Consider the following 12972-nt stretch of genomic DNA (forward strand, 5'->3'; position numbering starts at 1 on the left):
GGGACCGCGCCGGGAGCTTCGCGGCGCGACCCTCTAGTGCTTGAAACCGGGCAGGTTCACGCTCAGGCGCGGCGCGAGGGCACCGGCGACGGCGGTGAACAACGACAGGAAGGCGAGCATCGCGGCAGCGGGCCACCAGTGATCGCCGGCCGAGGCGACGAAGCCGGTCGCGAGCAGCGGGATGAAGCCCGAGAGCATGCCCGCGGCGTTCTGCGCGAGCCCCACGCCGGTGTAACGGGTCTTCGCGGGGAAGAGGCCCGTGAGCACCGTGCCCGAGGCGGCGTAGGGCAGCGAGAGCGCGGAGACGGCGAGCGTCATCGCGAGCACCACGAGCACGGCGTTGCCCGACGAGAGCATGAGGAAGGCGGGCACCGCGACGACGGCGGAGAGGATGCCGCCCCACAGGATCACGCGGCTCGCACCGTACTTCGCCCCCAGGATGCCGCCCCAGAGCAGTACGAAGATCTCGACCGCTGCCGCGACCATGCTGCCGAGCAGCATGAGGGAGGAGTCATAGCCCAATACGTTCACGCCGTACCAGACGCAGAAGGCGGTCACGAGGTAGAAGCCGCCCACGCCGAGCAGGGCCGCGGCCATACCCACGATGATCTGCTTCCAGCTGTCGCGGAAGGTGGTGAGCACCGGGCTCTTGACGACCTCCCCCGACTCCTCGAGCTGACGGAACACCGGAGACTCCTCCAGCTTCGACCGGATGTAGACCGCCACGAGCAGCAGCGGCAGCGCGATGAGGAACGGGATGCGCCAGCCCCAAGCGTCGAAGTTCTGCTGCGAGAAGAGTAGCGTCATGATGAAGAAGCCGCCCGACGACAGGATCGTGCCGATGGGCGAGCCGATCTGCGGGATCGCCGCGTAGCGGGCGCGGAGGTGCAGCGGCGCGTTCTCGACCACGATGGTCATGGCCCCCGACCACTCGCCGCCGACGAAGAGGCCCTGCAGCACACGCAGCAGCACAAGCAGCACCGGCGCGGCGATGCCGATCGCGGCGTAGGTCGGCAGCATGCCGATCAGGCCGGTCACGAGGCCGATGCCGACGATCGTGATCATGAGCACCTTGCGGCGACCGATGCGGTCGCCCATGCGACCGAAGATGATGCCGCCGATGGGGCGGGCCGCGAGGCCGACGCCGAAAGTGGCGAAGGATGCGAGCGCGGCCGCCGTCGCATTCTCGCTCGTGAAGTACTGGACGTTGAAGACCAGCGCCGCCGCGGCGCTGAAGAGGAAGAAGTCGTACCACTCGAGCGCGGTGCCGATCAGCGCACCGAGGGCGACCTTGTTCGCGTCTTTGACGCTCAGTTCTTGGGTGGCGTCGTATTCGATCGCCGCTGTGTTCGTTGTCTGGCTCATGCTCTCTCTCCGTCGAGGATGCGGATGTGGGTGCGGGGTGTGCCATCGCGGCTGCAGTGACACCGTTTCCCAGAATCCCAGGTATTTCGCCCTGTTGTCGGCACGTATCGCCACTGAAATCACGTTACGAATTATGCATATGCACATACCATACGTGTATGGCCCCGATCCATCCACTGAGCGACACCCCAGACCCCGGCGACCGAACGCGCTGGCTCGAACTGCTCGACCGGCTCGACCCGAAGGCGCTCACAGACACCTTCCTCTCGCTGGTCGCGGCCGTCCCGGGCTACGATCCAGCGCCGATCCCGGGCGCCGAGCTGCGACGCACCGCTCTCCTCTCCTTCCTCACCCTCATCGAGGGTCTGCGAGCGGGCGGCTTCGACGGCCCGATCGGCATCGCCACCGACGTCGGAGTCTCACGCGCACGGGCCGGGGTCCCCCTCCCCTCGCTCATGACCGCGATCCGGCACGACTTCACCGTGCTGTGGGAAGCGCTGACCCGCGTGGCCGAGACGGACGACGCCGAACTCATCGTGCGCCACACCGGCATCGTGCTGCGCACCGTGGACGAGTACGTAGGCCAGACCCAGCGGGCCTACGTCGCCGAGCGCGAGCGCATGCGCGAGGAGCAGGCCTCGGTGCGGCAGGGGCTCATCGCCTCGCTCTTCCAGGAGCCGCAGCCCGCGGAACGGCACATCCGCACCGTCGCGACGGAACTCGGCCTCCCCTACGGCGCCCCGCTCGTCGTCCTCGCCGCGGCCACCGACGACATCGCGCCGATGCGGGTGGCGGTCTCAGAGCTGGAGCGCGCCGGCACACGGGTGCACACCCATCACCTGGGCGACGCGCTCATCGCGTTCACCCGCCAGGTCGAGCTCCCCGGCTCGCGCATAGAGACGCTGGTGGAGCGCCTGCTCGAACTGCGCATCGGCGTGGTGGTGGCGGTCTCGGGGATCGCCGAACTGCGCCGGTCGGCCGCCACGGCCAGGGAGCTGGCCCACCTCTTCGAGCCGGGCGAGGAGGGGGCGATGACCTGGGGGCGCGGCTGGGCCAGACTCGCAGCGCGGAGCCTGCACGCCGCCGGCCGCCCCGTGCTCGCCGACGTGCAGAGCGCGCTCGCGCAGAGCGGAGCGGCGGAGCGCACGCGTCTCGAGGAGGCCGCCCGCAGCTACCTGCGCACGGGCAGCATCGGCGCCTCCGCGGCCGAGCTGTTCTGCCACCGCAACACCCTCGCGAATCGGCTGCGTCGCTTCGCGGAGCTGACGGGCGTGGATCCCACGATCCCTGAGCAGGCCGCGCGCCTCGTCGTCGGGTGGGCGTGAGGACAGTCCGTGCGGAGCTGCGCGCAGTTGCGCCTGACACGGCCCGCCCTCAGGGAGGAGATCGTGTTTCAGGCGGGTGGTTCTCCGGGGCCTGCACCCGCCTGAAACGTGATCTCCTCCCTGGGGGCGGGAGCAGGAGTGAGGGCGGGAGCAGGAGTGAGGGCGGGCGCAGGAATAGGCGCGGGAGCAGGAGTAGGGGCGGGCGCAGGAATGAGGAAGAAGCGCAGCGCTAGCGGATCCTGTCCGCCACGATGCTCCGCAGCGCCGCCATCGACAGCTCGATCGACTCGACGTCGATGCGCTCGTCGTTGCCGTGCACGCCCTCCCGGTAGCGCTCGTAGCTCCAGTCGGGGGCGAGCAGCCCGAAGCCGTAGGCGGGGATCCCGAGCTCGCGCAGCACCCGGGCATCCGATCCCCCCGCCGCCATGATCGGCACCGTCGGGGCGTCGGCGACCTCGGCGATCGCGCGCTTGATGGCCGCGAAGAGCGGGGTGTCGGATCGCGATCCCGTCGCCGCCCATCCCCGCAGGTGCCGGATCTCAACCTCATCCACGAGCGGACCCAGCACGGCGGCGAGCAGCTCGTCGACCTCTTCATCGGTGGTGCCCGGCAGGGTGCGGATGTCGAGGTCGATCGAGGCCGACCCGGGAATGACGTTGTGCACGGCCCCGGCGCGCACCACCGTCGGGGAGATCGTGATCCGCGAGACCGCGTGCGCGTACCCCGCGATGCCCCCGAGGTGCGGCAGCGCGGAATCGAGGCGCACCGGATCGCGCAGCCGCTCGGCGAGAACCGGATCCTCGATACGGGCGTCGACGAACGCGTTCCACAGCTCCCCGAGCTGCGCGGCGGGCATCACGTCCTGCAGCCGCTGCAGCACCTCCCCCATGCGGTAGGCGGCGCTCGTCGCACCATAGGGGATCGAGGCGTGCCCGGGTTTGCCCTGCACCACGAGGCGCCGACCGGCCGAGCCCTTCTCGGCCACCTCGATCGCGACGTGCTGCCCCATGCGCATACCGCCCGACTCGGAGATCGCCTCGGTGACGCGCACCGCCTCGGGGTGCTCGCGCACGAGCCAGTGCATGCCCAGCTCGCTGCCGGCCTCCTCGTCGGCGACGGCCATCAGCACCAGATCGCCGCGCGGAGGCACCGGGGCGAGCGCGACCTCGCGCAGCACGCACGCGAAGGCCGCGGTGAGGTAGAGCATGTCGACGGCGCCGCGCCCCCACACCTCGCCGTCGATGAGCTCGCCGCCGAACGGATTGCGGGTCCAGCCGTCGGGGTCCACCGGCACCACGTCGAGGTGGCCGAGCAGACCGAGCGCGGGAGCCTCGGGATCGGTGCCGTGCACGCGGGCCACGAGCGAGGCGCGACCGGGCGCGGACTCGAAGACGTGGGTCTCGACGCGGCCCAGGGCGATCGCCTCGGCGAGGAAGCGCTGCAGCACCCGTACGCTGCGGATCTCCTGGCCGGAGGAGGGCGTGCCGTCGTTGACGCACCCCTCCCGGATCAGCTCGCGCAGCAGCTCGATGGCCTCTTCGGCCCCGCCGTCGACCCGCTCCTCCGACACCGTCGCACCTCCGCTCGCGTCGAGGGTCCGGCCTCGACCCCTCCTAGCCTATCCCCGGGGTGCTGCGGGTTGATGCGGATCAGGAGTCCGGCCCGCCGCGAGCTCGACGGCGTCGAGGATCGCGGCGATGCCGGCACGGAAGACGGTCATGCCGTCCATCGCGAGCAGCGCATCGCGGTGCCGGTTCACGAGCGGGTACTCGGAGAGGTTGATGGATCCGAATGTGCTGATCCAGGGCTCTGATCCGTCGCGCGCCGCCTCGGGATTGCGCAGCACGTCGTGCGCGAGCGCGGCGCTCTGAGAGAGCGTGAAGCCCGAGACCGCCGCGTAGGCCTGCAGCAGAGCCTCGTCGCGCAGGCCGCTCTCCGCGAGCATCTCGAGCATGAACTCGACCGCGGAGGTGTCGCCCGGGCCGACGGGGTCGATCACCGCGCCCTCGGCGCCGATGGAGGGGTACTCGAGCGCGAGCTCGGCGGTGCGCATGAGGTGCGCCTCGAGCCGCTCGCGCCAGGTGCCCGAACTCTCCCGCCCGGTGTCGGTCGCCCAGCCGGTGATGCGGTCGAGCGCGGCGCGCGTGAGCTCGTCCTTGTTGCGGAAATGGCGGTACATCGCCGTCGCGTCGACGCCCAGTGCCTCTCCGAGGCGCTTGAAGGTGATCCTCGTGTGCGGCTCATCTCGCGCGAGCTGCAGCATCGCATCGACGATCGTGCGCTGATCGAGCCGCACGCGTCGCGCGCCGGCCTGCTCCGTCGCGGCCTCCACCATCTGAACTCCCGTCGTTCCGACTTCCTCACCCCAGTGTAGGCGTCGGCGACACTCCGTTCACACTTTGTCAATTAGATTGTCAATATAGTTGACATACCCATTGCGCACTGCCTAGTGTTGCACCACGGATCGATGGCGATACCCAGGAGGCACCGGTGACCGACACCCCGCACGCAGACATCGTTTTTGAGAACGGCTGGCTCTACACCGGCACGGAGGCCGCGCCCCGACGCGGAGGCCTCGCCGTCGCCGCCGGCCGGATCCTCAGCACCGACGCGGAGACGGTCGCCCAGCTCGCCGAGACCGCGGCCGAGCGCGTCGATCTCGACGGCCGCCTGCTCATCCCAGGTTTCCAAGACGCTCACGTGCACCCCGTCATGGCCGGCATGGAACTGCTGAGCTGCGACCTCTCGGCCTGCGAGACCGCCGAGGAGACGCTCGCCGCGATCACGGCCTACGCCGAGGCGCACCCCGAACTCGACTGGATCCTCGGCGCGGGCTGGTCGATGGACGCCTTCCCCGGCGGCACGCCCACCCGCCGGGCGCTCGACGCCGTCGTGCCCGATCGCCCCGTCTTCCTCGAGAACCGCGACCACCACGGCGCCTGGTTCAACACCCGCGCTGCCGAACTCGCCGGCATCCACGCCGGCACCGCCGATCCCGCAGACGGCCGCCTCGAGCGCGAGCCGGACGGCACCCCCGCGGGCACCGCGCACGAGGGCGCGATGGGCCTGTTCGACGCGGTGCGCCCGCGGGCCACGCAGGATCAGGCGTACGCGGGCCTCCTCGCCGCGCAGGATCACCTCGTCTCGTTCGGCATCACGGCCTGGCAGGACGCCGCCGTCGGGAAGTTCATGGGCAGCCCGGACACGGTGCAGACCTATCTGCGCGCCGCCCGGGAGGGCACTCTCAGAGTGCGCGTGCGCGGAGCGCAGTGGTGGAACCGCGAGGACGGCGACGCGCAGCTCGCACCGATCCTGGCCCACCGCGACTCCGTCGCCGCCGAGTGCGATGCGGATCGCCTCTCGCTCGCCTCGGTGAAGGTGATGGTCGACGGCGTGGCCGAGAACTTCACCGCGGCCATGCACGACTGCTACCACGACCACCACGGCAACGCCACGGAGAACCACGGCATCTCCTTCTTCGATCCCGCCGACATGGCACGCTTCGTCGCGGCCCTCGACCGCGAGGGCGTGCAGGTGCACTTCCACGCGCTCGGCGACCGCGCGGTCACGGACGCGCTCGACGCGCTCGAGCACGCGCTCACCGAGAACGGCGCCTCCGACAACCGTCACCACCTCGCCCACCTGCAGGTGGTGCGCGCGGAAGACGTGCCCCGCTTCGCGCAGCTGGGCGCGACGGCCAACATCCAGGCGCTGTGGGCATGCCACGAGGATCAGCTCGACGAGCTCACGCTCCCCTTCATGCGGGAGGACGCCGAGCAGGATCACTACCCCTTCGGAGCCCTCGCTGCTGCGGGTGCGTCGCTCGCCGCGGGCAGCGACTGGTCGGTGTCGAGCCCCGATCCGATCCAGGCCATCCACGTCGCTGTGAACCGGGTCGCCCCGGGCGAGCAGCGACCGCCGCTCGGGCCCGAGCACCAGAAGCTCACGCTCCCCCAGGCGCTCGACGCCTACACGCAAGGCACGGCGCGCATCAACCACCTCGACCATGCGACCGGGCGGCTGGTACCCGGCTACTACGCCGACCTCGCGATCCTCGATCGCAACCTCTTCGATCTGGAGCCCGAGGCGATCCACACCGCGGTCGTCGACGAGACGTGGATCGGCGGCGAGCGCGTCTACGCTCGCGCGGAGGGCGCGGCGTGAGCGCGCGACGGATCGCGGCTTCCGGCGCCGCGATCCTGCTCGTCGGCGCGCTCACGGGCTCCCTCACCGGTTGCGGACAGAGCGCGGTCGGCCGCGACGCCGGCACCTTCGAGTTGACCGCGCACACGCCGACACCCGCGGGAGATATCGACTCGTTCACCTGGGCGCTCTCGACCGAGCCGTACTCGCTCGACCCCGCCTACGCCTTCGACTACGCCGATAACACGGTGCTCTCGAACATGTGCGAGTCGCTGCTGCGCTGGAACTCCGACCTGTCGCAGTCACCCGGACTCGCCACGGCCGTCGACCACCCCGACCCGTTGAGCTGGGTGTACACGATCCGCGAGGGAGTGAAGTTCCACGACGGCACGACGATGACCCCGAACGACGTCGTGGTGTCGCTGAGCCGGCACCTCGATCCCGAGGTGGCCTCGTTCTGGTATGACACCTTCAAGAACGTCGATACGATCGAGCAGACCGGCGAGCACGAGGTGACGGTGCGCACGGTCGTGCCCGACTCGCAGTTCAATCAGCTCATGTCGGCGGCACCCGGCGTGATCCAGTCTGCCGCTGCGACCGAGGCCGCCGGCTCCGACTACGGCAATCAGTCCGCCGGCGTCAACTGCACCGGCCCCTTCAGCTTCGGCGAGTGGCGCGCCGGCGAGTCGATCACGCTCGAGCGCTTCGACGACTACTGGGATCCCGAGCTGCGGGCCAGGGCCGAGCAGATGACCTTCGTGATCCTGAACGATCCGAACGCCCGGGTGAACGCCCTGCAGACGGGTGAGATCGACGGGGCCTGGACGATCCCGAGCAACGCCATCGACGTGCTGCGCGCGAGCGACACCGGCTCCGTCTACTTCGGCACCAACGCGACCGTGCAGAGTCTCGTGGTCTCGAACATGGAGGGGCCGCTGGGCGACCCGCGCGTGCGACGGGCGCTCACGATGGCGCTGGACCGCGAGGCGCTCGTGCGGGCAGCGGTGCAGGGATACGGAAGCCCGACCGACGCCCTGACCTCGGAGTCGGTGTGGGTCAACGGGGATCCCGAGGCCACCAGAGAGGCCTTCGAGGGTCTGCCCGACCACGACTACGACCTCGAGGAGGCGAAGCGGCTCGTCGAGGAGGCCGGTGCCGAGGGGACGAAGATCACCTACGTGACCGCGCCGCTCGACTCGTCGTTCGACGTGATCTCGCAGGCGGTGGCGTCGGCGGGCCGCGAGATCGGTCTCGACATCGAGATCGAGACCCGCACGCCGAACGCCTATACGCTGCTCTTCTCGGACCCCTCGGCGATCGAGGGCGTCGACCTGTTCGCCACCACCTGGTACCTGTCGAGCACCGATCCGCTCGAACAGTACGCGGTGCTGCGCACCGGCGAGTTCTCCAACTACGGGCAGTGGTCGAACCCCGAGTTCGACGACGTGGTGAACCGCGCTCTGCAGACCGACGACGCGGGCGAGCGGTCCTTCCTGTCGGCCGAGGCGCAGCGGATCGCGAGCGAGGAGCTGCCCTGGATCCCGCTCATCGACCTGCCCGCGACGCTGTGGATGGGCGAGCGGATCACGGGCGTCGATCCCTCCATCTACTACATGTACTACCCCTGGGCCGCGACGATCGGGAGGGCCGAGTGATGAGCGACACCGCAATGGGACCCGGTGCAGAGACGCAGACGCGCGCCGTGCGCCTGCGCGAGAGCGGGAGTTCCGGGAGCGAAGGCGGATCGCGCCGCGGCGCCCGCACCGCGCGTTTCATCGCGGGGCGCCTCGCGGGGCTCGTGGCGACCCTGTTCGCCGCCTCGCTCGTGGTGTTCTTCTCGCGCTTCGTGGTGCCGGGGGATCCGGCGCGCTTCCTGCTGCGCGGCCGCAGTCCGAGCCCCGAGGCGATCGCCGAGGTGACCAGGCAGTACGGCCTCGACCGGTCGCCGATCGAGCAGTACCTGAGCTGGATCGGCGGCGTGCTGCGCGGCGACTTCGGCCGCTCCCTGCAGTACCGCGACGACGTCTCGAACGTGCTCATGCAGCGCCTGCCCGTCACCCTCGAGCTCGTGGCGATGGCCGCGGTGCTCATCACCGTGCTCGGTCTCGCGGCCGGCATCTTCGCGAGCCTGCGCCGCGGAAGGTTCGCGGATCGCGCGATCCTCATCACCTCGACCGCCCTCGGCGCGATCCCGTCGTTCGTCATCGCGATCCTGCTCATCGCGGTGTTCTCGGTGCAGCTCGGCTGGTTCCCGTCGTTCGGCAGCGGTGACGAGGGGATCGACCGCTTCGTGCACCTTGTACTGCCGGCGCTCGCACTCGGGCTCGCCTTCGTCGCACTCGTGGCGCGCGTCACACGATCGTCGATGAACGAGCAGTTCGTGCGCGAGCACGTGGAGGTCGCGACCAGCCGAGGGCTTACGAAGTCGTCGGTGGTGCTGCGGCACGTGCTGCGCAACTCCATCAGCCCGATCCTGCTGGTGAGCGGCGTGCTCGTCGCCGGACTGCTCGTGTCGAGCGCGATCGTCGAGCAGACCTTCGGGCTGGCGGGCATCGGCTCGCTGCTCGTGCAGTCGGTCGACCGCCTCGACTTCCCCGTCGTGCAGGCGATCGTGCTGGTCGTGGTGGTCGCCTTCGTCACCGTCAACACCGTTGTCGACCTCATCCAACCGCTGATCGATCCGCGCGTCGCCGCGGGAACGGAGACCCGATGAGCACCGCAGCCAGCCCCTCGCGCGCCGCGACGCCCGCTCCCCCCGAGGGCACCCGCGCCCTCACCGTACCCGTGAAGCCGAAGCGCCGCGGTCTCTTCACCGTCACCGGCCGGATCGCCGTCGTGTTCGTCGCGGCCGTCGTGCTCGCGGCCGCGTTCGCCCCCTTGATCGCGCCCTACGACCCCGACCACGTCGACCTGCAGAACGTGCTCGCCGGCCCCACGTGGGCGCACTGGCTCGGCACCGACGCGCTCGGCCGCGACCTGCTCACGCGTCTCATGTTCGGGGCGCGCACCTCGCTCATCGGCCCGCTCATCGTGGTGCTCGGGTCGACCGCGCTCGGCCTCGTGCTGGGACTCGTCGCGGCGTGGCGCGGCGGCTGGCTCGACGCGGTGCTGTCGCGGGTGTTCGACTTCCTGTTCTCGTTCCCGGCGATGCTGCTCGCCATGCTCGGCGTCGCGCTCTTCGGCAAGGGACTGTTCGCGCCCGTGCTCGCCATGACGATCGCGTACATCCCCTACGTCGCGCGGCTCACCCGCGGACTCATCATCGCCGAGCGCTCGCGCCCCTACGTGCAGGCCTACCGGGTGCTCGGCTTCCGCAGTTCGTGGATCGCGTTCAGCCGGGTGCTGCCGAACGTCGTGCCCACCGTCGGCGCGCAGTCGACGCTCAACTTCGGCTACGTGCTCGCCGACCTCGCCGCGCTGTCGTTCATCGGCCTCGGCGTGCAGGCGCCCACCGCCGACTGGGGCTCGATGATCAACGAGAGCCGCGGCGCGCTCATGAGCGGCGCGCTGCTGCCCACCTTCGTGCCGGCGGCTGTGGTGGTGCTCGTGGTGGTCGCCATCAATGTGATCGGCGAAGAACTGTCCGACCGGATCGGAGGCAACTTCTCATGACCGAACTGCTGCAGATCGACGACCTCACCCTGCGCGTCCCCAGCCGCGGGCCGCTGCTCCACGGCGTCTCGCTCTCGGTCGCGGTCGGCGAATCAGTCGCGCTCGTGGGCGAATCGGGATCGGGCAAATCGCTCACCACCCGCGCCGCCCTCGGCCTGTTCCCCGAGCACGCATCGCTCACGGGCTCGGTGCGGGTCGCGGGCGTCGACACCGTCACCGCGACCCCCGTCGAGCTGCGTGCGATCCGCCGCACCCGCGCGTCGATGATCTTCCAGGATCCGCGATCCGGCATCAACCCCGTCCGCACCCTCGGCGACTTCCTCACCGAGACGCTCGTGCGCTGGCACGGCCTCAGCCGCGCCGATGCCGCCGCACGCGCCGTCGCCCAGCTCGAACAGGTCGGGCTGCCGCGCGCCGAGGCGCTGCTCGAGCAGTACCCGCACCAGCTCTCCGGGGGAATGCTGCAGCGCGTCATGATCGCGGCGGCCCTGCTCGACGAGCCCGAGCTGCTGCTCTGCGACGAGCCGACGACCGCGCTCGACGTCACCACGCAGGCCGGCATCGTCGAGCTGCTGCGCGAGCAGCAGCAGGCCCGCGGCATGGGCATGCTGTTCATCACGCACGACCTGGGGCTCGCGGCGTCGCTCTGCGAGCGGGTGGTGGTGCTGCGGGGCGGGCTCGTCGTGGAGGAGGGCGCCACCGCTGATGTGTTCCGCGCCCCGCGCGAGGAGTACACGCGCGAACTGCTGGCGGCGACGCCGCGGATCGAGCTGGGCCGATTCGGCGACACTTCGGGCGCGGCGGCAGCGCAGACGGGAGCCGATCGGATCGAGTTCTCGACCTCCGCGTTGCCCATCACCGCCGATTCCGCGCTCACCCTGTCGGCATCGCCGCCTTCGCCTGCGATCCGCGCCGAGGGCGTCTCGAAGCACTACCGCGTACCGGGTCGTGAAGACGTGCACGCCCTGTCCGAGGTCGGCTTCGAACTGGCGCAGGGCGGCTCACTCGGCATCGTGGGCGAATCGGGATCGGGCAAGTCGACGTTGGCCCGCATCATCGTCGGCCTCGAGGAGCCGAGCGCGGGAGTGCTCTCGGTCGACGGCGTCGAGCGGCAGCAGCGGCCGCTGAACGCCTCGGAGCGGCGGGCACTCGCCGCGCACACGCAGATGGTGTTCCAGGATCCCTATCTCTCGCTCGACCCCCGGATCCCCGTCGGACGCGCGGTCGCCGACGTCGTGCGGCTGCACCGCGGTGCCTCGCGAGCCGAAGCCGAGCGCGAGGCCGGTGCGCTGCTCGAACGCGTCGGGATCCGGCCCGAGCACCTGGCCTCGCGCCCGCGGGCGCTGTCGGGCGGGCAGCGGCAGCGCGTGGCCCTGGCGAAGGCGCTCGCCGCGCAGCCGAGCATGCTCGTGCTCGACGAGGCGACGAGCGCCCTCGACGTGTCGGTGCAGGCGCAGGTGCTCGAGCTGGTCGAGGAGGTACGCGAGCAGTTCGGCCTCACGATCGTGTTCGTGAGCCACGACCTCGCCGTGGTGTCGCGGATCTGCGAGGAGACCCTCGTCATGCAGCGCGGTCGCGTCGTGGAGCACGGGCGCACCGCGCAGATTCTCGGCGCGCCCCGTGAGGAGTACACGCGCCGTCTGCTCGCGTCCCGCCCCGAGCCGCTCTGGCAGCGAGCCGCGTAGGGAACGTCCCGCGCGAACCCGAGCCCTTCCCTCGGGCACGGGCCGTTCAGCCCCGATAGTCCGCTCAGATTCGAAGAAAGGGCTCGGGTTCAGCGCTCAATCGAAGGGATTGAACACCCGCACCGGCAGCCCCTCCATATGCTTCACGTTTCTCGTGACGAACGTCATACCGTTGACGATCGCGGTGGCCGCGAGAAGCGCGTCGATGTCCGGCCTGGGCGCTCCAGCGGTGATCTCGCCCCAACACTCGGTGATTTCGTCATCGACCTCGATGATCCGCCATCCGAAGCCCTGCTTCACCCGGATGTACCACTCTTCGAGCTCGCGGCCCCGCTCCGGATCGCGGGCCTCGAGCCGGCGGATCCCGCGCGTGATCTCACCCAGGGTGAGCGTCGAGATGTGCAGATCGCTCTCCGCTACGCCCGACCACCACTGTTCGAAGCCCGGGTTGCGCTTGGGCCTGCGCGCCTCTGAGAGCACATTGGTATCGACCAGCAGTTTGGGCATCAGCTCTCAAGCCCCGTCGCTCGCTCCAACCAGGTCGGACGCTCCGAGAACTCGAAGTCATCGGGAAACGGGGCCGCCTCCAGCAGCTCCTTCAAGCCCCCATGCGCTTCGAGGGATCTCTGATAACCCGCGTACTCGATCACAACGGCGACCTCTCTCCCGTGCTTGGTGATGACCTGCGGCTCGCCGGCCTCAGCGGCGCGCACCACCTCGCTGAAGCGCTGCTTCGCATCCTGCAGTTGCCAGGTCGTCGTCATGCATCAAGGCTACGCAATCCCGGGCATGCTATCCAGACTGGACATAATGCCCGGGATTGCTCGGGAGGACGGCGATCA

At 70.1% G+C, this 12972-nt stretch carries 11 protein-coding genes; 6 read left to right on the forward strand and 5 right to left on the reverse strand.

Annotated features, from left to right (window positions below):
- Positions 1-33: 33 nt before the first annotated feature.
- Complete coding sequence (locus AC0KXF_RS05990) at positions 34-1365, reverse strand: MFS transporter (RefSeq protein WP_473108299.1); 1332 nt, start codon at positions 1363-1365, stop codon at positions 34-36.
- A gap of 158 nt (positions 1366-1523) precedes the next feature.
- Here AC0KXF_RS05990 and AC0KXF_RS05995 point away from each other — a divergent pair, with 158 nt between their 5' ends.
- A complete protein-coding gene (locus AC0KXF_RS05995) occupies positions 1524-2690 on the forward strand; it encodes a PucR family transcriptional regulator (protein ID WP_473108300.1) in 1167 nt (388 codons plus the stop codon).
- A 229-nt stretch (positions 2691-2919) separates the two neighbouring features.
- On the opposite strand, the gene AC0KXF_RS06000 is transcribed toward AC0KXF_RS05995, so the two are convergent.
- Both AC0KXF_RS06000 and AC0KXF_RS06005 read right to left on the reverse strand, forming a co-directional pair.
- Positions 2920-4260 carry a M20/M25/M40 family metallo-hydrolase gene (locus tag AC0KXF_RS06000; protein WP_473108301.1) on the reverse strand — a complete coding sequence of 447 codons (1341 nt, stop codon included), beginning with the start codon at positions 4258-4260 and terminating at the stop codon, positions 2920-2922.
- Positions 4261-4308: 48 nt separating this feature from the next.
- The gene (locus AC0KXF_RS06005; RefSeq protein WP_473108302.1) at positions 4309-5025 is read right to left on the reverse strand and encodes a TetR/AcrR family transcriptional regulator; all 717 of its coding nucleotides are present in this window, start codon (positions 5023-5025) and stop codon (positions 4309-4311) included.
- Between the two features lie 155 nt (positions 5026-5180).
- Between AC0KXF_RS06005 and AC0KXF_RS06010 the strand changes: the two genes are divergently transcribed.
- From AC0KXF_RS06010 to AC0KXF_RS06030, 5 genes are read left to right on the forward strand one after another with little or no spacing between them, the layout of a single operon-like run.
- Positions 5181-6854, forward strand: coding sequence for an amidohydrolase (locus AC0KXF_RS06010; RefSeq protein ID WP_473108303.1), 1674 nt, complete (start codon positions 5181-5183; stop codon positions 6852-6854).
- Positions 6851-8488, forward strand: a complete 1638-nt coding sequence (locus AC0KXF_RS06015) for an ABC transporter substrate-binding protein (RefSeq protein ID WP_473108304.1) — start codon at positions 6851-6853, stop codon at positions 8486-8488. The genes AC0KXF_RS06010 and AC0KXF_RS06015 overlap by 4 nt, the downstream gene beginning before the upstream one ends.
- Entirely contained in the window at positions 8488-9546 is a 1059-nt protein-coding gene (locus tag AC0KXF_RS06020) for an ABC transporter permease (protein ID WP_473108305.1), read from the forward strand. Before AC0KXF_RS06015 ends, AC0KXF_RS06020 begins: the two co-directional genes overlap by 1 nt.
- The gene (locus tag AC0KXF_RS06025; protein ID WP_223042544.1) at positions 9543-10445 is read left to right on the forward strand and encodes an ABC transporter permease; all 903 of its coding nucleotides are present in this window, start codon (positions 9543-9545) and stop codon (positions 10443-10445) included. The genes AC0KXF_RS06020 and AC0KXF_RS06025 overlap by 4 nt, the downstream gene beginning before the upstream one ends.
- Positions 10442-12130 carry an ABC transporter ATP-binding protein gene (locus tag AC0KXF_RS06030; RefSeq protein WP_473108306.1) on the forward strand — a complete coding sequence of 563 codons (1689 nt, stop codon included), beginning with the start codon at positions 10442-10444 and terminating at the stop codon, positions 12128-12130. The genes AC0KXF_RS06025 and AC0KXF_RS06030 overlap by 4 nt, the downstream gene beginning before the upstream one ends.
- A gap of 96 nt (positions 12131-12226) precedes the next feature.
- Here AC0KXF_RS06030 and AC0KXF_RS06035 read toward each other — a convergent pair whose 3' ends face one another.
- On the reverse strand, positions 12227-12637 hold the full coding sequence (locus tag AC0KXF_RS06035) for a PIN domain-containing protein (RefSeq protein ID WP_473108307.1): 411 nt from the start codon (positions 12635-12637) through the stop codon (positions 12227-12229).
- Positions 12637-12894: a type II toxin-antitoxin system Phd/YefM family antitoxin gene (locus tag AC0KXF_RS06040; RefSeq protein ID WP_473108308.1), complete on the reverse strand. Its 258-nt coding sequence runs from the start codon at positions 12892-12894 to the stop codon at positions 12637-12639. Before AC0KXF_RS06040 ends, AC0KXF_RS06035 begins: the two co-directional genes overlap by 1 nt.
- Between the last annotated feature and the right edge of the window lie 78 nt (positions 12895-12972).

It is taken from the genome of Leucobacter holotrichiae (assembly GCF_055791005.1).

What these genes read in the sequence shown, in the direction of transcription:
- AC0KXF_RS06035 (WP_473108307.1), bottom strand. Translation starts at nt 12,637, where the DNA reads ATGCCCAAACTGCTGGTCGATACCAATGTGCTCTCAGAGGCGCGCAGG.
- AC0KXF_RS05995 (WP_473108300.1), top strand. Translation starts at nt 1,524, where the DNA reads ATGGCCCCGATCCATCCACTGAGCGACACCCCAGACCCCGGCGACCGA.
- AC0KXF_RS06020 (WP_473108305.1), top strand. Translation starts at nt 8,488, where the DNA reads ATGAGCGACACCGCAATGGGACCCGGTGCAGAGACGCAGACGCGCGCC.
- AC0KXF_RS06030 (WP_473108306.1), top strand. Translation starts at nt 10,442, where the DNA reads ATGACCGAACTGCTGCAGATCGACGACCTCACCCTGCGCGTCCCCAGC.
- AC0KXF_RS06025 (WP_223042544.1), top strand. Translation starts at nt 9,543, where the DNA reads ATGAGCACCGCAGCCAGCCCCTCGCGCGCCGCGACGCCCGCTCCCCCC.
- AC0KXF_RS06040 (WP_473108308.1), bottom strand. Translation starts at nt 12,894, where the DNA reads ATGACGACGACCTGGCAACTGCAGGATGCGAAGCAGCGCTTCAGCGAG.
- AC0KXF_RS05990 (WP_473108299.1), bottom strand. Translation starts at nt 1,365, where the DNA reads ATGAGCCAGACAACGAACACAGCGGCGATCGAATACGACGCCACCCAA.
- AC0KXF_RS06005 (WP_473108302.1), bottom strand. Translation starts at nt 5,025, where the DNA reads ATGGTGGAGGCCGCGACGGAGCAGGCCGGCGCGCGACGCGTGCGGCTC.